This is a genomic window from Candidatus Methylomirabilota bacterium, assembly GCA_036001065.1.
Lineage (GTDB): Bacteria > Methylomirabilota > Methylomirabilia > Rokubacteriales > CSP1-6 > MNEF01.
Genome location: DASYUQ010000216.1, coordinates 24258 through 45235 on the forward strand (window position 1 = coordinate 24258; position 20978 = coordinate 45235).

At 69.4% G+C, this 20978-nt stretch carries 27 protein-coding genes, 1 tRNA gene and 2 pseudogenes; 4 read left to right on the forward strand and 26 right to left on the reverse strand.

Annotated features, from left to right (window positions below):
• Nucleotides 1-224: 224 nt before the first annotated feature.
• The 16 genes and pseudogenes from VGV13_20755 to VGV13_20830 form a co-directional block, all read right to left on the reverse strand.
• A complete protein-coding gene (locus VGV13_20755; GenBank protein HEV8643516.1) occupies nt 225-398 on the reverse strand; it encodes a hypothetical protein in 174 nt (57 codons plus the stop codon).
• An 8-nt stretch (nt 399-406) separates the two neighbouring features.
• Entirely contained in the window at nt 407-571 is a 165-nt protein-coding gene (locus VGV13_20760; protein ID HEV8643517.1) for a hypothetical protein, read from the reverse strand.
• Nucleotides 572-1299: 728 nt separating this feature from the next.
• Nucleotides 1300-2742 carry a sigma-54 dependent transcriptional regulator gene (locus tag VGV13_20765; GenBank protein HEV8643518.1) on the reverse strand — a complete coding sequence of 481 codons (1443 nt, stop codon included), beginning with the start codon at nt 2740-2742 and terminating at the stop codon, nt 1300-1302.
• Nucleotides 2739-4160, reverse strand: coding sequence for a DegQ family serine endoprotease (locus VGV13_20770; GenBank protein ID HEV8643519.1), 1422 nt, complete (start codon nt 4158-4160; stop codon nt 2739-2741). Before VGV13_20770 ends, VGV13_20765 begins: the two co-directional genes overlap by 4 nt.
• Before the next feature lie 31 nt (nt 4161-4191).
• Complete coding sequence (gene tilS, locus VGV13_20775) at nt 4192-5562, reverse strand: tRNA lysidine(34) synthetase TilS (protein HEV8643520.1); 1371 nt, start codon at nt 5560-5562, stop codon at nt 4192-4194.
• The gene (locus tag VGV13_20780; protein ID HEV8643521.1) at nt 5562-6308 is read right to left on the reverse strand and encodes a molybdenum cofactor biosynthesis protein MoaE; all 747 of its coding nucleotides are present in this window, start codon (nt 6306-6308) and stop codon (nt 5562-5564) included. The genes tilS and VGV13_20780 overlap by 1 nt, the downstream gene beginning before the upstream one ends.
• 19 nt (nt 6309-6327) lie before the next feature.
• On the reverse strand, nt 6328-6654 hold the full coding sequence (locus VGV13_20785; protein ID HEV8643522.1) for an iron-sulfur cluster assembly accessory protein: 327 nt from the start codon (nt 6652-6654) through the stop codon (nt 6328-6330).
• A gap of 62 nt (nt 6655-6716) precedes the next feature.
• Entirely contained in the window at nt 6717-7415 is a 699-nt protein-coding gene (locus VGV13_20790) for an SDR family NAD(P)-dependent oxidoreductase (GenBank protein HEV8643523.1), read from the reverse strand.
• A 17-nt stretch (nt 7416-7432) separates the two neighbouring features.
• Nucleotides 7433-7783, reverse strand: a pseudogene (folE, locus tag VGV13_20795) (GTP cyclohydrolase I FolE).
• Nucleotides 7784-8797: 1014 nt separating this feature from the next.
• A pseudogene (locus tag VGV13_20800) lies at nt 8798-9019 on the reverse strand (GTP cyclohydrolase I).
• Nucleotides 9016-9417, reverse strand: coding sequence for a 6-carboxytetrahydropterin synthase (locus VGV13_20805; protein ID HEV8643524.1), 402 nt, complete (start codon nt 9415-9417; stop codon nt 9016-9018). Before VGV13_20805 ends, VGV13_20800 begins: the two are co-directional and overlap by 4 nt.
• Before the next feature lie 4 nt (nt 9418-9421).
• Nucleotides 9422-9829, reverse strand: a complete 408-nt coding sequence (locus VGV13_20810) for a 6-carboxytetrahydropterin synthase (GenBank protein HEV8643525.1) — start codon at nt 9827-9829, stop codon at nt 9422-9424.
• Complete coding sequence (locus VGV13_20815; GenBank protein HEV8643526.1) at nt 9826-10884, reverse strand: glycosyltransferase family 4 protein; 1059 nt, start codon at nt 10882-10884, stop codon at nt 9826-9828. Before VGV13_20815 ends, VGV13_20810 begins: the two co-directional genes overlap by 4 nt.
• The gene (locus tag VGV13_20820; GenBank protein HEV8643527.1) at nt 10884-11675 is read right to left on the reverse strand and encodes an enoyl-CoA hydratase; all 792 of its coding nucleotides are present in this window, start codon (nt 11673-11675) and stop codon (nt 10884-10886) included. Before VGV13_20820 ends, VGV13_20815 begins: the two co-directional genes overlap by 1 nt.
• 126 nt (nt 11676-11801) lie before the next feature.
• Nucleotides 11802-12047 carry a response regulator gene (locus VGV13_20825; GenBank protein ID HEV8643528.1) on the reverse strand — a complete coding sequence of 82 codons (246 nt, stop codon included), beginning with the start codon at nt 12045-12047 and terminating at the stop codon, nt 11802-11804.
• Between the two features lie 31 nt (nt 12048-12078).
• Complete coding sequence (locus tag VGV13_20830) at nt 12079-12789, reverse strand: response regulator (protein ID HEV8643529.1); 711 nt, start codon at nt 12787-12789, stop codon at nt 12079-12081.
• Here VGV13_20830 and VGV13_20835 point away from each other — a divergent pair, their 5' ends adjacent.
• A complete protein-coding gene (locus VGV13_20835; protein HEV8643530.1) occupies nt 12790-12957 on the forward strand; it encodes a DUF1328 family protein in 168 nt (55 codons plus the stop codon).
• A gap of 42 nt (nt 12958-12999) precedes the next feature.
• A complete protein-coding gene (locus VGV13_20840) occupies nt 13000-13215 on the forward strand; it encodes a CsbD family protein (protein ID HEV8643531.1) in 216 nt (71 codons plus the stop codon).
• 77 nt (nt 13216-13292) lie between these two features.
• Here the strand turns inward: VGV13_20840 and VGV13_20845 are convergent.
• Nucleotides 13293-13367, reverse strand: a tRNA-Met gene (locus VGV13_20845).
• A gap of 254 nt (nt 13368-13621) precedes the next feature.
• On the opposite strand from VGV13_20845, the gene VGV13_20850 reads away from it, so the two are divergent.
• Nucleotides 13622-13870 (forward strand): hypothetical protein, encoded by a 249-nt coding sequence (locus tag VGV13_20850; protein ID HEV8643532.1) that lies wholly within the window; start codon nt 13622-13624, stop codon nt 13868-13870.
• Nucleotides 13871-13898: 28 nt separating this feature from the next.
• The gene (locus VGV13_20855; protein HEV8643533.1) at nt 13899-14624 is read left to right on the forward strand and encodes a urate hydroxylase PuuD; all 726 of its coding nucleotides are present in this window, start codon (nt 13899-13901) and stop codon (nt 14622-14624) included.
• Nucleotides 14625-14774: 150 nt separating this feature from the next.
• Here VGV13_20855 and VGV13_20860 read toward each other — a convergent pair whose 3' ends face one another.
• The 9 genes from VGV13_20860 to VGV13_20900 form a co-directional block, all read right to left on the reverse strand.
• Complete coding sequence (locus tag VGV13_20860) at nt 14775-15107, reverse strand: cytochrome c (GenBank protein ID HEV8643534.1); 333 nt, start codon at nt 15105-15107, stop codon at nt 14775-14777.
• Entirely contained in the window at nt 15104-15685 is a 582-nt protein-coding gene (locus VGV13_20865; GenBank protein ID HEV8643535.1) for a DUF3501 family protein, read from the reverse strand. The genes VGV13_20860 and VGV13_20865 overlap by 4 nt, the downstream gene beginning before the upstream one ends.
• Nucleotides 15682-16956 (reverse strand): anaerobic glycerol-3-phosphate dehydrogenase subunit C, encoded by a 1275-nt coding sequence (locus VGV13_20870; protein ID HEV8643536.1) that lies wholly within the window; start codon nt 16954-16956, stop codon nt 15682-15684. The genes VGV13_20865 and VGV13_20870 overlap by 4 nt, the downstream gene beginning before the upstream one ends.
• Nucleotides 16957-17107: 151 nt before the next feature.
• Nucleotides 17108-17557 (reverse strand): rubrerythrin family protein, encoded by a 450-nt coding sequence (locus VGV13_20875; GenBank protein HEV8643537.1) that lies wholly within the window; start codon nt 17555-17557, stop codon nt 17108-17110.
• On the reverse strand, nt 17529-18038 hold the full coding sequence (locus VGV13_20880) for a transcriptional repressor (GenBank protein HEV8643538.1): 510 nt from the start codon (nt 18036-18038) through the stop codon (nt 17529-17531). The genes VGV13_20875 and VGV13_20880 overlap by 29 nt, the downstream gene beginning before the upstream one ends.
• A gap of 179 nt (nt 18039-18217) precedes the next feature.
• On the reverse strand, nt 18218-18583 hold the full coding sequence (locus VGV13_20885; protein HEV8643539.1) for a response regulator: 366 nt from the start codon (nt 18581-18583) through the stop codon (nt 18218-18220).
• 18 nt (nt 18584-18601) lie between these two features.
• Complete coding sequence (locus tag VGV13_20890; protein HEV8643540.1) at nt 18602-18919, reverse strand: hypothetical protein; 318 nt, start codon at nt 18917-18919, stop codon at nt 18602-18604.
• The gene (locus VGV13_20895; GenBank protein HEV8643541.1) at nt 18916-19326 is read right to left on the reverse strand and encodes a hypothetical protein; all 411 of its coding nucleotides are present in this window, start codon (nt 19324-19326) and stop codon (nt 18916-18918) included. Before VGV13_20895 ends, VGV13_20890 begins: the two co-directional genes overlap by 4 nt.
• 136 nt (nt 19327-19462) lie before the next feature.
• Nucleotides 19463-20821, reverse strand: a complete 1359-nt coding sequence (locus tag VGV13_20900) for a sigma-54 dependent transcriptional regulator (protein ID HEV8643542.1) — start codon at nt 20819-20821, stop codon at nt 19463-19465.
• Nucleotides 20822-20978: the final 157 nt, after the last annotated feature.

The following is a 20978-nucleotide window of genomic DNA, read 5'->3' on the forward strand; positions in this document are numbered from 1 at the left end:
ACGATGGCCCATCCAAGCCTGTCCAGGGATGAACTCACGTCGTGCTGGCGTCGGTCACGCGTAAACACGGGTTGTCCATCGGGCGAGCGCCGTCTGGCCACGCGGCGGTCGAGGACGACCCCGACACGTTCGTTTTCCGCGAAGACCTGGGTGAGATGGACGCACACCAGGGGTTCTTCCCGCGACACGATGATGAGCAGCTGGCTCCCCGGGGTGCTCATCGCTCAGGGGGCGCCGACCACCAGTCGGGCGCAGTCGGCCGTCGTCATCCCCGCACAGATGATTTCCACGTCCGCACTCGTCGCGGCGAGTACGGAAAGCGTGTGTACGACCGACCAGCCGAACACCGCCAGCCCGACGAGGGTTGCCGCCAGCACCGCACAATCCTCTTTTGCCATCGCCGTCCTCACGCGACCTCCGCTTTCGGGCGGCCGGCCATCGCCTGTTCAGCTTCCTGTCGGCCATCGTCCCTGGCCGCGACCGGCAGCATCTCCCCGGGCCGCACCACGGACACGCTGTCCTTAGACTCGAACAGTTCTCGAAGACGTAGCTCGTAGAGGACATCGAACATTGCCAGCACCTCCTCCGCCTCGCCCGCGTCGACCGTCTACCAACGGCAGGGAGCGTGCCATGTATGGAAAGCTCGTCGGTTCACGGGGTTACGGGGGCCGCCCATACCGCATTCGGGCAGAATGCCCTACGTGGATTGAGGCGTCGTGCCCGGCTTCGCCCGCGTCACACCGCTGGTGACCCAACGCGGGCCTCGAAAAGGAGCTGATTCGCGAGCCCGGGGCCGTTATAGCGAAGCGCTCCGGCCCTCCGGAGTGCCGGACGTACTGGCGCTCGAACCGCTCGCAGGCTTCCCGCAGCGGCAGCCCGGATGGCGCTCGCGTAGAGGGGGTGGGAGAGCGCAGTGACCTCTACTCGCTCCCCTCGACCTTCACCAGTTTGTTGTAGAGGCCCATGATGAGGAGGGTGGGTACCCACTGACCGATGAAGTTCGCCACGTTGCGGCGTCCCATGACCATCATCATCAGTGACAACGCCATCGAACCGAGCGCCAAGGTCAAGTAGACCCCGGACGGGATCTCTGAGGTGTAGGACTCGCGATTCCTGTGCCGATTCCCTCGCGTGGGACTCTGCAGGTATTACAGCGACGAGCCCTTGACGCCTCCACGCCTTTCCGCGTCCAGCGCCCCGGTGATCCTGCGAGCGCACGAGAAAGTGAAACGTGGCCCGTCGTCGATCCTGACTTCAAGGGGAGCGGCGCTCAACCTGACCTGAGACGCCGGGTGGCCGTCACATCGAGGCGCTGCGGCCCTCCGGAGTACCGGGGCGCTGCACGCCCCAGGCCGACAGCTTGGCCAGCACGGTGTTGCGGTGCACGCCCAGCAGCCGGGCCCCCCGGCTGACGTTCCAGCCGACGCGCTCGAGCACGCGCAGGACGTACTGGCGCTCGAACTGCTCGCACGCTTCCCGCAGCGGCAGCCCGGTGTCCTCCGCCAGCCGCGGCCCGGTCTCCGGCAGCGCCACGTCCAGCGGAATGTCTTTCAGATACAGCACGGGCTCGCGCGCCAGCACGACCGCGCGGTGGATGACGTTCTCCAGCTCCCGGACGTTGCCGGGCCAGTCGTAGCGGGTGAGCACCTCCAACGCGCCCGCCGAGACGCCGCGCACGTCGCGGTGGCACTCGCGGGCGATCTTGCGCACGAAGTGCTCCACCAGCATCGGGATGTCCTCCCGGCGCTCGCGCAGCGGAGACACGTGGATGGGGACGACGTTCAACCGGTAGAAGAGGTCCTCACGGAACGCCCGCTCCCGGACAGCCTGGCGGAGGTTCAGGTTCGTGGCGGCCAGCACCCGGACGTCGACGGCGACCGGCCGGGCGCCCCCCACGCGCTCGATCTCGCGCTCCTGCAGCACGCGCAGCAGCTTGGTCTGCAGATCGAGGCGGAGTGAGCCGATCTCGTCCAGGAGCACGGTGCCGCCCTGGGCCAGCTCGAACTTGCCCAGCTTGCGCGCGTGGGCGCCGGTGAACGCGCCCTTCTCGTGGCCGAATAGCTCGGACTCCAGCAGCGTCTCGGGAAGGGCGGCGACGTTCACCGCCACGAAGGGCTGGCCGCGGCGCCTGCTCCGCTGGTGGATGGCGCGCGCGATGAGCTCCTTGCCCGTCCCGCTCTCGCCGGTGATCAGGACCGTCGTGGGCGTCTCGGCGATCTGGGTAATGAGCTGGTAGATGCGGATCATCTCGGGGTGCCGCCCGACCATGCCCTCGAAGCCGACGGTCGCGACGCCGCTGGGCGCCAGCGCCGACCGCAGGCACAGCACCTCCCGCTCCAGGGCCCGCTTCTCGAGCGCGCGCTGGACCAGCAGGATGATGTCGTCGACGTCGAACGGCTTGACCAGATAGTCGTAGGCGCCCAGCCGCATCGCTTCCACGGCCGTGCGCACGTCACGGACGGCCGTGGCCAGGACGACGACCAGAGTGGGGTCGAGCGCCTTCACGCGGGGCAGGAGGTCGATGCCCTGGTCGCCCGGCATCCGTTGGTCGAGCATGACCACGTCGACGTCGTGGGCCCGGAGCAGCTCCAGCGCCACCGCGCCGTCCTCGGCCTCCAGCACGCGGCAGGTGTCCGCGAGGATGGCCCGCACGGAGGCCCGCACGCCCTCCTCGTCGTCGACGACGAGCACCGTCCCGCGCCGAACCAGCTCGGTCTGATCGGGAGGCGACGCCAGGCTCATCGCGCGCTCGGGCGCTCCAGGACGAGATACTCCTTGTGCCCACCGCCGCCCGCGGGGCGATGCACGTAGAGCGGAGCCGACTGGCCGGGCTTGAGCGCGCCGAGCTCGCGGTAGAGGCCTTGGACGTCGGTGACCGGGCGCCCCTTGACGTCGAGGATCACGTCGCCGCGGCGAAGGCCGGCCTTGTCGGCGGGGCTGCCCGGCACCACGTCGGTGACGACCACGCCCCGCGCGAAGGGCAGGTCCAGGCGCCGCGCCGGATCGCTGGCCAGCGGCTCGACCGCGAGGCCCCAGCTCTCGTCCCCCTCCGCCGCCGCCACCGGCTCATCGGTCGGCATCTCGCCGACGGTCACCTTGACCGACGCCCGTCCCTGGTCGCGGACAACCGTCAGCGCCACCGTCTGCCCGGGCATCGCGCCGGCGGCCTGGCGCTGGAGATCGGGCACTTCCTTCACCCGGGCCCCCCCGAACTCGACGATCACGTCCCCGGGCCGGAGCCCGGCCGCCTCCGCCGGGCCGCCCTTCATCACGTCGGCGACGAGGACGCCCTCGCGCTCGCGCACGCCGAAGCTTCCCGCCAGCTCGTCCGTGACGTCCTGGATGACGATACCGAGCCAGCCCCGCACCACCCGGCCCCGCGCGATGAGCTGGCGCATGACGTCCTTGGCCATGTTGATCGGGATCGAAAAGCCGATGCCCTGCCCGGCGGCCACGATGGCGGTGTTGACCCCGATCACCTTGCCGTCCAGGTTCAGCAGCGGCCCGCCCGAGTTGCCGGGGTTGATCGAGGCGTCGGTCTGGATGAAGCTCTCGTACGTCGCCACGCCCACGCGGGTGCGCGCCGTGGCGGAGATGATGCCGACGGTCACCGTGCGGTCCAGACCGAAGGGGTTGCCGATCGCGATGGCCCACTGGCCCACCCGCAGGCGGTCGGAATCGCCCAGCTCGGCGACCGGCAGCGGCCTCGGCGCGTCGACCTTGAGCACGGCCAGGTCGGTCTTCGGATCGCGACCGACGAGCCGCGCGGTAAATTTCCGGGAGTCCGAGAGACGGACGACGATCTCGGCAGCGTTCTCGATGACGTGATTGTTCGTCAAGATGTATCCATTCGGATCCACGATGACGCCGGAGCCGGTGGCGCGCACCTCCTCCCGCCGCCGCCGGAAGTACCGCTCGTAGAACTCCTCGCCGAAAAACTCCCGGAAGCGCTCCAGGTCTTCGGGCGGCCCCGCCGCCCCTTTCTGAGGGACGGTGCTGACGTTGACGACGGCCGGCGTCGCCCGGTCCGCGACCGCGCTGAACGCCTCTTCCATCGCCCGGAGGAGGGCCCTGGGATCGGTGGCGGGTTCGCCGCGCCGCTCGGCCCACGCCGGCGGCGCCAGGGCGAAGAGACACACAAGAAGGGCGAGGCATTTCATGGGTGTCCCCGCATTCTACCGGGCGCGGTCGCTAGTTGGCCAGGGGCTTCAGGCTGAGCTCGAGGACGCGGCGGGAGCCGGACGTCAGCGGGGCCCGAGCGCCGCGGCGCAGCCCGGCGACCCATACGATCTCGCCCTTCGCCTCGACGATGGGCAGGCGCTCGCGCTCCCAGCGGGGAATCTTCGCGTCGATCAGGAATGTCTTGAGGCGCCGCGCCCCGGCGCCGAACGGCCGGAATCGATCGCCCGGCTGCCGAGCCCGGACCACCCAAGCACCCGGCAACTCGTCGGCGTCGAACGCGACACGGTCGGGCTCGCGGGGCACGGCATAGCCGTCGGCGGGCAGCAGGCGCGTCTCCAGCCGCAGGCCGACCTCGGGCAGCGCCACGCTGCCGGGGATCGGCACCGGCCGTGCGATCAGAGCCGGCGCAACCCCGCGGGCCAGCCGCACGAGCCGGCCGCTCACCTCGACGGTGAGGCCGCCGAGCCTGAACGGTCGCCGCGGCGGGGGCGTGGCCAGGAGCCGCTCGAGGCCCCGATGGGCCCACGCCCGGAGGGGGGCGCGGCTGCCCAGGCGCGCCGCCGCCAGGCGGAGCACCTCGGCCGCCAGCGGCCGCGGCAGCGCCGAGAGCGCGTCCCCCGGCAGGATCAGCCCCTCGCCTTCCGTTCGCGCCATGCGATCCAGCTCGACGCTGGCGACCCGCTCGAGGGCCTCGAGCGCCGTGCGCGCGTGGCCGGCGACGCGATTGAGCGCGACGACGACGTCGGCCGCGTACGACGCGGCCAGGAGCGGCAGCAACTCGTGCCGGACACGGTTCCTGAAAAACTTGGGATCCCGGTTGCTGGGGTCCTCGATCCAGGCGAGCCCCACGCGCTCGAGCCGAACCATCAGATCGCGACGCCGGACGTCCAGCAGCGGCCGGATGATCCGCCCCCGGACCGCGGGGATCCCGGCCAGCCCCCGCACACCGGCGCCCTCCAGCAGCCGCATGAGGACGGTCTCCGCTTGATCGTCGGCGGTGTGGCCCAGCGCGATGCGGTGGGCCCCGATGCGGTCGGCCTCGGCCTCCAGCGCGATATAGCGCGCCTGCCGGGCGGCCTCCTCGAGGGAGGCCCGCGCGGCCACCTCGACCGTGGCGACCTCCACGGGAACGCTCAGGCGTCGTCCCAGCGCCCGCACGAAGTCGGCGTCACCGGCCGAGCCGGCGCGGAGCTGGTGATCGACGTGGAGCACGTGAAGTCGGAGGCGCCACTCGGCGGCCAGCCCGCCGAGCACGTGGAGCAGCGCCGTCGAGTCCGCGCCGCCCGAGACGGCGACCAGGACAGTTTCGCCGCCCGCGAGCATCGCGTGGCGGCGAATGGTGTCGCGCACGACGTCGAGGACGTCGGCCTGCACCGTCACTAGCCTCCCTGCGGGCCCACCCAGACCTCTCCGTCCTCGAAGTGCTCCTTCTTCCACACCGGCACCGAGCGCTTCAGGGTGTCGATGGCGTACCGGCACGCCTCGAACGCCTCCTGCCGGTGCGCGGCCGAGACGGCGATGAGCACGCTCGGCTCGCCGATCTCCAGCCGCCCGATGCGGTGCAGCATCGCCACGCGCTTGACGCCGGGCCAGCGCGCGTGGAGGCCCTCGCCGATCTCGCGCATCTTGGCCTCCGCCATCGGCGCGTGCGCCTCGTACTCGAGGAACTTGACGGGCCGTCCACCGGTCTCGTTGCGCACGACGCCGGAGAAGATCACGATTCCGCCGGCGCCGGGATCGTCCACCGCGGCCGCGATCGCCTCCGGCGACAGGGGCGCGTCTACGACGCGGTAGGTGTCACCGTGTTTGAGCGCGGGCTTGGCCCGCGCCATCTCTGGGGGAGGCTCGGAGGGGGCCGTAACGTCCGCCCCCTCCGATGAGCTCCCCCCGCTCACGGGTGGAAACAGGCTCAGCTCGTCGTCCGGCCGGAGGGGGTGCTCGGGCGCGACGTAGTCGTGGCCCACGGCGAAGAGCGTGTACGGCCGGTAGCGCCCCAACTCGGGGTGGCGGTCGACGACCGCCGACCACGCGGTCTCGACGGTACCGCCCTCGGGGAGCTCGAGCTCGAGCCGCTCGCGCCCGGCGGCTTCACGGTACCGGGCGAAGAGGCGGACCCGAATGCGCACGGCAGGATAGGGGGGAGAGCTAGAAGCGGTGAGACTGGCCGCAGCCGCAGCTCGACTTCACGTTGGGATTCTTGATCGCGAAGCCGGCGCCCAGCATGTTGTTGTCGACGAAGTCGATCTCGCTGCCCTGGACGTAGGACGCGCTGTGCTGATCGATGTACACCTTGACGCCGTGCAGCTCGACCACCGTGTCGCCCGGCGCCGCCTCATCCTCCCACCCGAGCTCGTACGACATCCCGGAGCAGCCGCCGCCCACCAGGCGAACGCGGAGCCCCCACTCGGGCTTGCCTTCCTCCAGGCGGAGGTCGGCGATCTTCTTGGCGGCCGTTTCCGTCAGCGTGACCATGCGATTCCTCCCGTGCGCAAACGTCGCAATCGTGGCTTCGAACGACGACCAACTCGATCGTATCACAGGATGCCACCCGCCGGCAGCAGGGTCAGCGCCTCCAGCGCGGCGCCGGGCGGGAGCGTGACCATCAGCAGCGCCGCGCGCGCCACGTCGTCGGGGGTCAGCATGCGGCTCCGCTCGGGCGCGTTGGGAATCGTGTCCCACAGCGGCGTGGCCACGGCACCCGGCAGCAGCACGCCCACGCGCACCCCTTCGCCCCGGAGCTCCTCGGCCAGGACGCGGCTGAAGCCCACCACGCCGGCCTTGGTGGCGGAGTAGGCCGCCGCGCCCGGCATGGCCCGCGAGGCGGCCACCGAGGCGATATTCACGATCGTCCCCCGGCGCTGGCGCACCATCGGGGCCAGCGCCGCGCGGCAGCACACCATCACCGCGCGCAGATTCACGGCGAGCATCGGGTCCCAATCCGTCGGCTTGGCGCCCACCACCGGCCCGAACGAGGCGACGCCGGCGGCCGTGACCAGGATGTCGAGCCGTCCCAGCTCGCCCAGCGTCTGCTCGACGAGCGCCTCCACGGCAGCGTCCTGCGTCACGTCGGTTGGCAGGGCCAGCGCGCGGCCGCCGGCCTCCCGGATCTCGGCGGCCACCGCCGCCAGCTCGGCCCGCGTTCGCGCCGCCAGCGCCACCGCGGCCCCCTCGCGGGCCAACGCGCCCGCCACCGCCCGGCCGATGCCCCGGCCGGCGCCGGTGACGATCGCCACCTGCCCGCTCAGCGCGCTCAAATCTGAAGCCCGCCGCGGGCCTTGATCAGCTCCATGAATTCGGCCCGGGTCTCCGGCCGGTCGCGGAACGCCCCCAGCATGGCTGAGGTCACGGCCTTGGAGTTCTGCTTCTCCACGCCTCGCATGACCATGCAGAGATGGACGGCCTCCATCACCACCGCGACCCCCCGGGGCTGGAGCACCTCGTTGAGGGTGGTGGCGATCTGCGTGGTGAGCCGCTCCTGCACCTGGAGCCGGCGGCCGTACATCTCCACCAGCCGGGGGATCTTGGACAGACCCACGATCTTCTTCCGCGGCATGTAGGCCACATGGCACTTGCCGAAGAATGGGAGGAGGTGGTGCTCACAGTTGTGCGTGAGGTGACCGCCGACCAGGAAGGTGGGATACGGCTCACACTTGAAACTGTAGACGGTATGGGGCTTCTTCGCCCGCGCCAGACGCCGCACGTCGAGGACCGTTGTGTAGGTGCTATCGATGGGAACATAAAACTTGCTCTGTTGACGGAACCCGTGCTTGCCGTACCAGCCGGCCTGAGCCCACCGGTCAGAAACATAGATTTTCCCGCAATCGGCAGTCCCGGTCCTCGCGACCGGCGTCTGGAGGTACCGGCCAAGAGCGCCCAAAAAATCCAGGTTTGCGCTGATGATGAACCGCCCCTGCTTTATGGCGTACCCGTCGCCGTCGCAGTAGCCGTCCAAGAACCCCTGCATCATCTCCCTGGACGACGTCACGACCCTGGGGAACTCGAACCGCGTCGTCTTGCTCCGCGACCCGTTCTCAGGCACTCCGAGCCACCGGCACAGCTTCTCGCCCATCGCGCGAGACACGGTACGCACACGACACATCGGAAGTTGCGTCTTGAGGAATCCGGACGGGACCTTTACTCGCTCAATGGCAGGCTTCAGCCCCGGAAGCGCCTCGGCCACCATTGCCGCGTACTTCTCGGCAAACTGCTCACTCTTCACGACGAGAGCGATCCGGCGCCCGTCCTGGATGCTACCATCCGCGGCGGTGGCGCCCAGGACGTATCCTGCGGCGTATCCGGGCTTCGGTTGAATGGGTCGTCGGCAGAGGGATCTCGGGTTGATCCATTCCACACGCGCCCCAGGCTTAAGATCCTGAGCCTCCCGCCAACCCGACTCCGTCATGACCGGGTGGTCGGGGGTGAGGCGGATCGCCCCGTGCTGGGTCCTGACCTCCACGATGTCCCGGGTCTTGTGCGAAGACACGTTCGCGACGATAGTCAGCTTCAAGAAGCCCTGGTGCAGCGTCCAGAGGCGGTCACCTGGGCGCACTCGGCGCGCCTGCTTCGCCCCGTCGACCGCATTCACAACCTGCTTGCTCGGCACGCACAAACTGAAGACGTCGATGTCCTTCACGACGACCATCTCGTCGTACTCCTCGACGAAGAGCGCGTCGTTGAGGATGTCCTCGACCTTCATGCGGTAGCCGCCCGTCAGATACCGCAGCGCCTTCTCCACGCGGTCGGGCGTGCGCTCCAGCCCCTCCCGGAAGGCGTCCTCCCCCAGCTCTTTCAGCAGCTGCTCGACCAGTCGCGCGATCGCACCTGGGGACTCGCTCATAGATCCTCGCCCCGGTATTCGAACCGGTTCTTCGCAGTTTCGACGACGGCGATCTGCCGGAGCGCTCCCGGCGCCAGCGTTCCGGCCAGGATCCGCCAGAAGGCGCGCGCGAGGCTCTCCCCCGTGGTGATGACGTCGACGAGTTCGGGCACGCCCTCGAGCGCCCGGTGATCGACGCGCTCGACCAGCGCGCGCCCGACGACCTCGTCCAAGCCTGCGACGTCGACCAGCATCCCGGTGGTCGGGTCCGGGGCGCCGGCCACCGTCACCTCCAGGTAGTAGTTGTGGCCGTGTTCCCGCGCACAGGGGCCGTACAGGCGCGCGTTCTCCTCCCGACCGAGTGCCGGGTTCTCCAGCCGGTGGCCCGCGCTGAAGTGATAGACCCGCGTCAGCTCCATCGGGCTAGTCACCGAAGTAGTCGACGTACAGCGTCGGATCCTCCCACACCCGCACCCGCCACAGCCGGTCAGGCCCGAGCTTGGGCGCCAGCAGCTCCCAGATCGCCACCGCGAGGTTCTCGGTGGTGGGAACGCGCCCGCGGAACAAGGCGTCGGCGTTCAGGTTGGCGTGATCGAAGCGCTCGACGACCGTCTCGCCGACGATGCGCTTGAGCTCGGAGAGGTCGATGACCATCCCCGTGCGCTCGTCGATCGGTCCCCGGATCGTCACCTCGGCGGTGTAGTTGTGGCCGTGGGGCACGGTGAGCCGCCCGAAGACGCGGTCGTTCTCCGCGTCCGACCAGCCCTCCACCCAGTAGCGGTGGCCGGCCGAGAACGTGAACCGCCGCGTGCTGTAGGCCGGTCCACTCATCGCGGGAGTTCTCCCACGAAGCGCGCCGCCACGCGCACCAGGTCGAACGCTTCCACGCGTCGCCTGCCCTCCTCGCCCAGATCCTTGCGCAACCCCTCGTTCGCCAGCAGCGTCTCCAGCGCCATCGCCAGCTCCTCGGGGCTCCGCGGGTTGACCAGCAGCCCGGTACGGCGATCGGCGACGACCTCCGGCACGGCCCCGGCGCGACACGCCACCACCGGGAGCCCCGCCGCCATGGCTTCCGCGAAGACCAGACCGAACCCCTCCTGCACGCTGGGTAGGCAGAAGCAGTGCGCTCCCATATATTCTACGGCCAGGGCGTCGCGCGAAATCTCGCCGAGAAAAATCACGGCGTCGCCTAAACCCAGGCGCGCGTGGAGGTCGCGCAGCCGCGCGGACTCCGGCCCTTCTCCTACGATGCGCACCTGGACCCGCGGGATTCGCTCGCGGAGAAGGACCGCCGCCTGGAGCAGATCGGAGAGTCGCTTGCGCGGGTACATGCGCGCCACCGCGAGCACCGTGGGGCGCGTCACCGGCCCGCGCCGGGACTCAGCGAAGCGTCCCCGCCACTCGGCGAGGTCGATCGGCTCGGGGACGACGGCGATCTTTTCCTGCGGGATGGCGTAGGCCTCGGCGGCCACGCCCGCCGAGTAGCGGCTGGGGACGACGACCCGATCGGCCCGGCGGCAATTGGCGCCCTCCCACCGTGCCTGGACGCTGAGGAGCGCCCGGATCCAGCCTTGCTCGTTCCTAAGCTCGTCGGCGATCACGCCCTTGAGGGCGACCACGAATGGGGCGCGCCGCGCCCGGCGCGCCCAGAGAAACCCGTCCAGGTCCACGCCGACTACCACGTCGGCGGCCGGCGGCGCCAGGGCCACGGCGGCGTTGTACAGCCAGCGGTCCAGGGTGTGAAAGCGGGTGCGCAGGCGGAGGGAGCGGACGCCGACGTCGTGGCCCAGTCGGGCGAGCCCGCGGACGAGCCCGGCGAGCGCGACGAAGGTCCCGCTCCCCTCGGTCGGGCTCAAGGGGGTGGAGGTGAGGAAGGCGAAGCGCACTACCGGCCCTGGAACCGGGGCGGGCGCTTTTCGAGGAACGCCCGCGTTCCCTCCCTGTAGTCCTCGCTCTCGAACGCCTCCAGCTGCAGCTCGCGCAGCCGCTGGCGGTGCACTTCGGTCATGCCGGCCAGATGCGCCTCCACGGTCATCTTCGCGCCCTGCACCGAGAGCGGCGCGTTGTCCGCCACCTGCCGCAGGTAGTCGTAGGTGTAGGACTCCAGCTCGGCCGCGGGCAGCAGCCGCTGGATCAAGCCCATCGCCAGGGCCTCACGATCGCTCACGGTTCGGGCCGAGTAGAGGATGTCCTTGGCGTAGGCCGGCCCCGCCAGGTCGATCAGCTGGCGCACGGCGTCGGCCCCGTAGAGGATGCTCAGGCGCGCCGCGGGAATGCCGAACTTCGCCCCCTGGGCGGCGAAGCGCAGGTCGCACGCCATCGCGATGCCCATCCCGCCGCCCATGCAGAAGCCGTGGATCATCGCCACGGTCGCCTGGGGGCACCCGCGGATCGCCGCGTAGGCGGCGCTGGTCTGGGCGTTGTAGCGAAGCGTCGACTCGGTGTCCTTGCGCTGCTCCTCGAACTCGGAGATGTCGGCGCCGGACGCGAACGCCTCCATCCCCGCCCCGCGATACACGATGGCGCGGATGGAATCGTCCTTGGCAATGCCGTCTGTCACGCGCGCGATCTCGGCCCACATGCCGAGGCTGATCGCGTTGCGGACCTTCGGCCGGTTGAACACCACCGTGGCGAGGGGGCCGTCGTGGCGCACGACGATGTCCGCGGTGTCGCTCATTTCGCCCCCCTCGTTGACGCCCGCCCCGCCCAGGGCCTCGGCCTCGACCGGCCCGTTCCGGACCAGAGTGTCACCCCGGGCGCTGTTCACGGACGAAAAGTGTAGCAGAGATCGACGGCGCGCTCCTCAAGACGGAGGGGGCCCACCGGGGCGCGACATGGCCGCTCTCACCACCCGGCCGAGCTGCTCGTACGCAAAGGGCTTGGCGAGCAGGACCAGATCGGGTCGAGCCCGCCGCACGGCGGCGAGCGCCTCGGGGCCGTCGGCGGCGGTCTCCACCGCGTACCCCCGGACGGCGAGATACTCGCTCAGCGCCTCGGCCACCTCTCGCTCGTCATCGACGATCAGGATCCGCTTCGCTGAGGCTGCCATGTCGCTCAAGGGGCGGAGCCGCGCCTGGTCCTCATCGACCGGTCGACTGTGATCTCTCCAGCGCCATGGCGACGACGGGCTCGATCTGCCGGATGTCGAACGGCTTGGGGATGTAGCCGAAGGCGCCACTTCTCATGGCCTCCGAGAAGGCGGTGCGGTCCGCCATCCCGGTAATCATGATGACGGGAAGGCTTGGATCAATCGAGCGGACCCGCCGGAGAACCTCCAAGCCGTTGATGTCCGGCAGGGCAACGTCGAGCAGAACGAGATCCGGACGCTCGGAGGCGATGGCCGCCAGCGCGTCAGAGCCGTTGGCGGCTCGGTCCACAATGTAGGTCTCCCAGGAGTCCCGCAGGATCGCCGTCAGGGTCTCCACGATCACCGGGTCGTCATCGACGATGAGAATTTTCTTGGGTACGACGGCCATGTTCAGTCGACCCGGCCGGCCTGCTGGGTCCTTCGTGGCATCTGCAGGCTCCTTTTCGCCGGTCTGGGCTCCCGGCAGCGCCGAACGTATGTCGAGAGGGTTTGAGACGTCAAGGTCCTCTCCAGCCGCGCCCGGGCCTGCCTCGCTCGGGGCGAGCCGGTCAGCCGCGGCGAGGCCACCCAGTGTAACTCTTTCCTGGCGGTCGAATCTCGGCGAGAACGGCTCCCCGGCGCAACCCCGTTCGCCCTGGCACGCTACCTGCTGCTCCAAGCGTAGCGTCCACCAGAGCCGCAATCGTGTTTCCAGGAGGCTCACATGCTGTACTACGCGCTCGTGTTCTTGATCGTCGGCCTGATTGCCGGTGCCCTCGGGGTGGCCGGCGTGGCCGAGGTCGCGGGGCAGATCGCCTGGATCCTGTTCGTGGTCGGCATTGTGCTCGTCGTGGTGCACATGGTGCGAGGGCGTGTACCGCCAGCCGCGTGAGTGGGGCGCGCCCGAGACCGTGGCGCCGGAAAGGAGTGAACCGTGAACCGAGACACCCTCAAGGGTCAATGGATGCAGCTCAAGGGAAAGGTCCGCACGCAGTGGGGCAAGCTCACCGATGACGATGTCGAGCAGGCCCAGGGCAACGTCGAGATGCTGATCGGGAAGATCCAGGAGCGGTATGGCCACAGCCGTGAAGAGGCTGAACGTGAATTGGACCGGTGGCTGGAGCAGCAACGAATGACCCAAGCCTCCTAGGTCCAGCTGAACACCGGAATTCCGACGAGGGGCTCGGCCACCCAGGCCGGCCCCTTCGTTCTTCGCCCGAAGGAAGTTGGTGGCGGTGGGAGGAATTGAACCTCCGACACGGGGCTTATGAGACCCCTGCTCTGCCGCTGAGCTACACCGCCGTGAGCAGGGCAACAACCAGCGTTGTGAGTGTACCGCAACTCCGACCGACGCGCCCGAAAACATCCCCGAACCGCCTCCACGGCCGACGCCGCTCGCCGCTGGCGGCGAGGCGGTCGTCGTCGGAAAGTAGCCGCCGTTTACGGGCGAAATGGACTGGACAGGTGAGACGTTTTGCTATAATCCGGGCTCGAGCATCCCAACGGTAGCGACTCAAGCTACAGGCAGGCCGGGCACGGCTCGGAGGAACCTTCACATGCAGTTCCGGACACACTCCTGGGATTCCGCCGCCGAACTCCATCAACCGAACCCGAACGGGGACGAAGAGGAGGAGGACGACGAGCTCGAGGAGGACGAGTTGGACGACGAGGACGAGTTCGACGAAGACTTCGAGGACGATGAGCTCGATGACGAAGACGAGCTCGAGGAGGACGAAGAAACCCTGATCGACGAGGAGATCGAGGACGAGGGAAAGGACGAGGAAGAAGACCACCACGACCAGTAGTCCACCACGCGGCTAGGGGGGCACGGATATGGCGCTGTTCAGTGGAGAAGGCTGGCTGTTCCTGCTCCGATGGTTTCACTTTCTCGCCGGAATCACCTGGATCGGGATGCTTTACTACTTCAACTTCGTCCAGACCCCGTTCTTCGCCACGGCGGAGGCGCCCGTCCGGACCGGCATGATCGCCGGCAGCCTCGTCGGCCGCGCGCTCTGGTGGTTCCGCTGGGGCGCGATGTTCACCTTCCTCACGGGGTGGTTGATCGTCCTGCACAAGATGTTCGCCCAGTACGGCGGCGCGCGCGAGTTCTTCGCGAGCGCTTACGGGTGGAAGATCTTCTTCGGCGGTATCCTGGGCACCGCGATGTGGTTCAACGTGTGGTTCATCATCTGGCCCGCCCAGAAGGTGGTCATCGCCTCCGCGACGCAGGTCGCCAAGGGCGGGCAGGCCATCGCCGAAGCTGCCGCCCGGGGCCAGCGCTCGGGGTTCGCGTCGCGGACCAACACGTTGCTCTCGATCCCGATGCTCTTCTTCATGGGCGCCGCCGCCCATCTCGCGATGGCCGACCCGACCACGCGCGGGGCCAAGATCGGCGCCTTCATCCTGCTGGCCATCGTCGTCGCCGCCGCCGAGGTGAACGCCCTCGTCGGGACCACCGGCGCCGGCAAGAAGATGCTCAGTACCCTGAAGGGCACGTTCTGGAGCGGTTTCATCCTCACCGCGATCCTGTACTTCCTGCTGGCGGCGATGATGCGCTAGGCGCGCGGCGCGCGCGCAAGGAACCGCCGATGGCCCGGTGACCATCGCCGGGCCATCGGCGCTGCTAGTGCCGTTCCAACTTGTTGATACTAAACCTGTCCACGAACGACGTACACGGTGCCTTCCTAGGCGCGAATAGTTGGAACGGCACTAGTCTTTCAAGTATTCGGCGAGGGCGGGGATGTCCGAGGCGACCGCCGGCTGCGGCGGCATGATCGACGTCGAGCGTTTCGGCCGGTAGCCGGCCGGGTAGCTTCCCCTGAGGATCTTCGCCTCCAGCAGCTCGCGCGAGGCCCCCTTCAGGGATGGTCCCACGGGGCCGGCCTGCCCGGGATCGGTCGCGTGGCACTGCGTGCACTGAGCGAGGTAGACCTGCCGCCCGCGCTGGGCCAGCGGGTTCTTCGGCGCGGATTCCGTGCAGCCGACCGCGGCCAGCGCGAGGGCGAGCGCCGCCAGCAGGACCACCCCACCGGCGGACCTCACTCGAGGTCCCGGGCCAGGCTGCGCGTGGTCTCCTCGGAGAGGACCGTACGCGCGCGCTCCTTGGGGTGATCGACCACCAGCGCGACCTGGGCCTGGCCGAAGATGCGCCGGGCCTCGGGCGGGAGCGGGAAGCGGACGAAGTGGACCGCGCTGATCTTGCCGCGCTCCTCGTCAGAGTGCCCGGCCTCGAAGACGCCCACGATCGTGTGGGGGCCTACCTCCATCCGCACGTAGTCACGGGTGTCGATGCCCAGCAGCCTGTCGAGGATCGGTTTGATCTGCGGCGGCTCGGTGATCTCGATCATCATGGTCGCAGCCAGGTCCCCGGGTCCCGGCAGCAGTGCGTTGTAGACCCCGACCTCCTCGGCGATCCGGGCTTCGTCGACGATGCGCTCGGTCCGGCACATCTCCTGGATCTGGAAGGAGACCGTCTCCCGGTTCTCGAACACGAAGGAGAGGTACCGACCGACCGGGACGCGCCGCACCGCCTTCAGCGCGATGATGGCCCGCCGGTGCTCCTCGCGGACCTTCTCGTACTCGTGGAGATTGAGGATGTCGGCGACCGTGAGCGGGTTCATGGCTCCGCGTCGATCCCGTAGGCCGCGGCCAGGATCTGGATCGGGTGTCGCGGCGTCCGGCCGGTGCCCTCGGCGATCTGCAGCGCGGCCAGCGGGCAGTCCGTGGCGCAGGTCGCGGCGCCGGTAACGGCGATGGCGTCGAAGAGCGGCCGGGCGAGCTTGAGCGACAGCTCGTAGTACTCCTTCTTGAGCCCCCACGTCCCGTCCACCGCCGAGCAGCGCTCGATGCACGTCACCTCGGTGCCGGGGATCCGGCGCAGCACGTCCGCCGACTTGGTGCCCATGTTCTGCGCCCGGAGGTGGCAAGGCACGTGGTAGGCGATCGGGCCGGCCGGCCGCTGGAAGCCGGTGTCCAGGTGGCCGGCCGCGGCGAGCTGGGCCAGGTACTCGAAGAGGTCGCGCGTGTGCGACGCGACGAGCTTCGCCTCCTCGGAGCCGTCGAGCCACGGGTACTCCTGCTTGAGCATGTAGCTGCAGGTCGGGCCCGGCACGACGATCTCGCGCCCCTCGCGCACGGCGGCGGCGAGCGTCCGCACGTTGTCGCGGATGAGCGCGCGTGCCTCATCCATCGCCCCGCCGTCGAGATAGGGCATGCCGCAGCAGCGCTGGTCGGGCAGGCTGACGTCGACTCGGTTGCGCTCGAGGACCTGGACCGCCGCGCGTCCCACCGCCGGGTCCTGGTATTCGACGGTGCACGTCGCGAAGAACGCCACCTTCAGCTCGCGCCCGCCGGCGCCCCCGGGGGGGCGGGACCGGAACCAGCGGCTGAACGTCCGGCGGTGGAAGCGCGGGAGGCGGCGAGCCTTGTGGATCCCCGTGATGGCCTGCAGCAGAGCGCGGTGGGCGCTCCACTGGGCCATCCAGTTGCTGAGCGGCGCCGTCAGGCTGCCGAGCCTGCCCACCAGGGCGGTGTTTCCCAGGATGCGGTCCTGGCGGGTGACGCCGCTCCGGCGCGCCTCGGCGGCGCGGGCCCGGAGCATGAGCCGCGGGAAATCCACCTCCCAGCGGTGCGGCGGCGTGTACGGACAGTGGTTGAAGCAGAGCTTGCACTGGTAGCAGAGGTCGACGACCTCCTTGAGGTCACGCTTCGGCAGCTTCTCGGCGTCGCCGTCCACCGCCTCCACGTCCAGGCGGTCGAAGAGGACCTTGAAGGACGGGCAGAGCGGCAGACACCGCCGGCAGCCGTTGCAGATGTCGGCGACCCGCCGGAACTCGCCCTCGACCTTCGAAAGATCCCAGAACTCCGCCGACCGGATATCCAGCTTGCTCATGCTGAATAACGAGAGGCGACTGACGCGTGCGGGCGGCGGGCGGCCCTCGGAGACCCGTAGCTTCTGGGCACCGTGTCAACACCGCGCGGACAGCGCAGCGCGCGGGAGGTCGCCGGCGTGGTCGACGAGGGCCGCCCGGCGCCCGGACGCTTCAGATCGCCTCCGCGGGCTCCTTGCCGGCGACCTGCTTCAGCCCTTTGCTGAAACGCCCCGCGTGCGACTTCTCCGCCTTGGCGAGGGTCTCGAACCATTCCGCCACCTCGGGAAATCCCTCTTCGCGGGCGGTCTTGGCCATGCCCGGATACATCTGGGTGTACTCGTAGGTCTCGCCCTCGACGGCCGACTTCAGATTCAGCTCGGTCCTGCCGAACGGCACGCTGGTGACCGGGTCGCCCACCTGCCTGAGGAAGTCGAGGTGGCCGAAGGCGTGGCCGGTCTCCGCGTCGGCGGTGTCCTTGAAGAGGCCCGCGATGTCGGGGAACCCTTCGATGTCGGCGACCCGCGCGAAGTAGAGGTAGCGTCGGTTCGCCTGTGACTCGCCGGCGAACGCTTCCTTCAGGTTCTCGAGGCTCTTAGTCCCATTGAGGCCTTTGCCGGGCATATGTCCTCCTTGTCGGTGATGGGTTTCCGGATGAGCCGCCGCCCGCGCGACAGCGGGCGCAGCGGCCGTAGAACTCGATGCGGTGATCGAGCACCTCGAAGCCCGTGGTCGAGCGTAGAGCCCGGCGCACCCCGCCGCCCGCCCGCGGCGGCACGTCGTAGATGCGCCCGCAGACCACGCACGTGAAGTGATCGTGCGCCGCCGTCTTGCCATCGAACCGCATGCCCGCCACATCGGGCCGCTCCGTCAGCAGCCCCTGGGCGGCGAGCACCCTCAGATTCCGGTAGACGGTCGCCAGGCTCACCCCCGGCAGCCGGCGCCGCACGAGGCGATACACCAGGGCCGCCGACGGGTGGGCGTCGGTGGCTCGCACCACGTCGAGGATGATCCGGCGGGGCTCGGTCAGACGCAGCCCCCGCGCGCGCAGAGTGTCCCGCGTCCGGACGGCAGCGTCGGCGGCGTGCGGTCGTATCGGCCTCATCGTCTTTTTAGGAATGATTCTCAAAAACAGCAGACGGGATTGTAGCCACGAGGGAAGGCGGCTGTCAACCGATGCGGACCGCGGTCGGAGGGACTAGTGCCGTTCCAACTTGTTGATACTAAATCTGTCCACGAACGACGTACACGGTGCCTTCCTAGGCGCGAATAGTTGGAACGGCACTAGGCGGTGGCCAGGTGCGCCGCCACGACGTGCAGCACGTCGCCGACGCTGAACGGCTTGCGGATCACCGGCAGCGAACCGGCCGGGTCGTCCAGCTCGCCGGTCAGGAGGATGATGCGATTGGCCAGCCTCGGATGCCGGCGGGCGATCTCCCCGTTGAGCGTCGTGCCCGAGCACCCGGGCAGGCGCAGATCCGAGATCACCAGGTCGTAGGGGCAGCACGCCACCGCATCCAGGGCGTCCTCGCCGGAGGCGACGGCATCGACGTCGTAGCCGACCCCGGTCAGCAGCTCGGCGACGACGTCCTGCACGTCGGCCTCGTCGTCGACGAGCAGAATCCGCGGGCGAGTGGTGGCGGCGGCCACTTCAGTGCCAGCCCCTCTTCAGTCCCTCGGCACCGGGCGCAGGCGGAGCCGCGCCGATTCGAAGTCGATGACCCGGGCCGGCCGAGCCCGGCGGGGCCGGGACGGCACGATCAGCTCCACCGCGTCCTCGAAGAGCGCCCCGTAATCGCCGGGGGCCAGGCGGTAGCGCGGGCGGCGGAGAATCCCTCGCACCTCCGCGACGGCCAGTCGCAGGCGCCACCACGCGGTCTGTAGGCGGCTCCAGAGGGTCGGCCACTCGGGCTCGACGGACGCCGGCGCTGGCGACTCCGGCCTGGGGAGATAGTAGACGTTCGAGTCGATCAGGATGCCGTTCATCTGAGCCCCCGTTCCTCCATGAGCGCAGTCACTTGGCGCAGCGTCCCCCGCAAGACGTCGTCGAGCGCCGTCTTGACCCGGTAGGCCTCGATCATCGCTGCCACGCGCCCGCGATCGGAGTCCGCCTCCATCGCGCCGGCCTCCGTCGCCGCGGCCCGGGAGGTGAGGATCAGGCGCGCCTCGGCCAGCGAGGCCAGCGCCGACCCCGTCGCCTCGATCTGCGCCCTCACGGCCTCGGGACGGAGGGCCGGCTCGGCGATCAGGACGCGTGGGCGCCAGGCGCCGGGCGTCATCGTCTTGGCCAGGAGGATTTCCGGGCGCCACAGCGTGATCCCGGAAGCCCGGGACTTGAGCGGCTGCTGCGGCATGTCGATCGCGGCTTTCGGGCGCGGCCTGATCACATCCATGATGCGGATGTCTTAGGCAACTCAGGTGCCACAGCCGCGGACCCTCTAACGGCAGGATATTACAGGGATTGGGAAAGGGTGAAGTTCGCGCGGGTAGGAGAACGTCCCTGGCGCCGGGAGTTTCTCCCTGACGAATTTAGGCGGAGCGGGTCAGCCCGAAATCGCGGATCTTCTTGTTCAGCGTCTTGATGTCGACGTCGAGCACGCGGGCGGCCTGCGCCTTGTTCCAGCCCGTCGCCTGCAGCACGCGCTCGACGTGACGGCGCTCCATATCCTGGAGCGATACGAGCGTCGCGTCGACCGGCTCGGCGGTCACGCGCGGGGCCGAGGCCAGCTCCGTCGGCAGGCCGCCCACCTGCACCTCGTCCCCCTCGTGGAGGATGAGCAGGCGCTCGATCAGATTGCGGAGCTCGCGGATGTTGCCGGGCCAGTCGTACTGCATGAGCCGCTCCATGGCTCCCGCCGAGAACCGCAGCGTCTTGCCGCCCCGGGCCCCCGGCGCGGCGAAGTACTGGACCAGCAGCGGGATGTCGGACCGGCGGCGGCGCAGCGGCGGCACCGGGACCGTGATCGTGCTCACGCGGTAGAAGAGATCCCAGCGGAACCGCCCCTCGGCGGCCTCGCGGCTGAGGTCCTTGTTGGTGGCGGCCACGATGCGCACGTCGACATGGAAGGCGCGCTCCTCCCCGACCCGGCGCACTTCGCCCGAGTCGAGCACGCGCAGCAGCCGCACCTGCATGGCCGGCGACATCTCGCCGATCTCGTCCAGGAAAAGCGTTCCGCCGTCGGCCGCCTCGAACAGCCCCACCCGGGAGGCGACGGCGCCGGTGAACGCGCCGCGCTTGTGGCCGAACAGCTCCGTCTCCAGCAGTGTGTCCGGCAGCGCGCCGCAGTTGACCGAGACGAACGGCCGTCCGGCCCGCCGGCTCTTGAGGTGGATGGTGCGGGCCACCAATTCCTTGCCGGTGCCACTCTCGCCCTGGACGAGCACGGGGCTGTCGCTGGCCGCCACCCGCCCGATCATCGAGGCGAGCTCCTGCATCTCGGGCGTCTGGCCGATGACTTGGGGCATGCCGTCACGCCGGGTCATCACCTCTTTGAGGGCCGAGTTCTCGCGGCGCAGCGTCTTCTTCTCGGCGGCCTTGCCGATGATCTCGACCAGCTCGGCGTTGCGCCACGGCTTGGTGACGAAGTCGTAGGCGCCCAGGCGCATCGCCTCCACGGCGGTCTCTACGTCGGCGTTCCCGGTCAGCACGATGAACTCGGAGTCGACCTCGGACTCGCGCGCCCAGCGCAGAATGTCGAGTCCGGAGGCATCGGGCAGCTTGATGTCGACCAGCGCGACGTCGAAGGCCTGGCGACCGAGCAGCGCCATCGCCTCGGCGCCGGAGGTCGCCTCGGCGGTGGTGAACCCGCTCTTGCCGAGCACCCGGTGGAGCAGGGAGCGGACCTCAGGATCGTCGTCAACCACCGCCACCTGAATGCGGTTGGCCATGTGGCGCCATCATAGCACTTCCAGTAAGATATCGACCTCAGGAGGATTTCCCGGATGCCGCGCCCCCTGGGACTCCTCATCGAAGGAGCCCGACAGAACAACCTCAAGAACATCTCGCTCGAGATTCCCCACGACCGTCTCACCGTCATCACCGGGG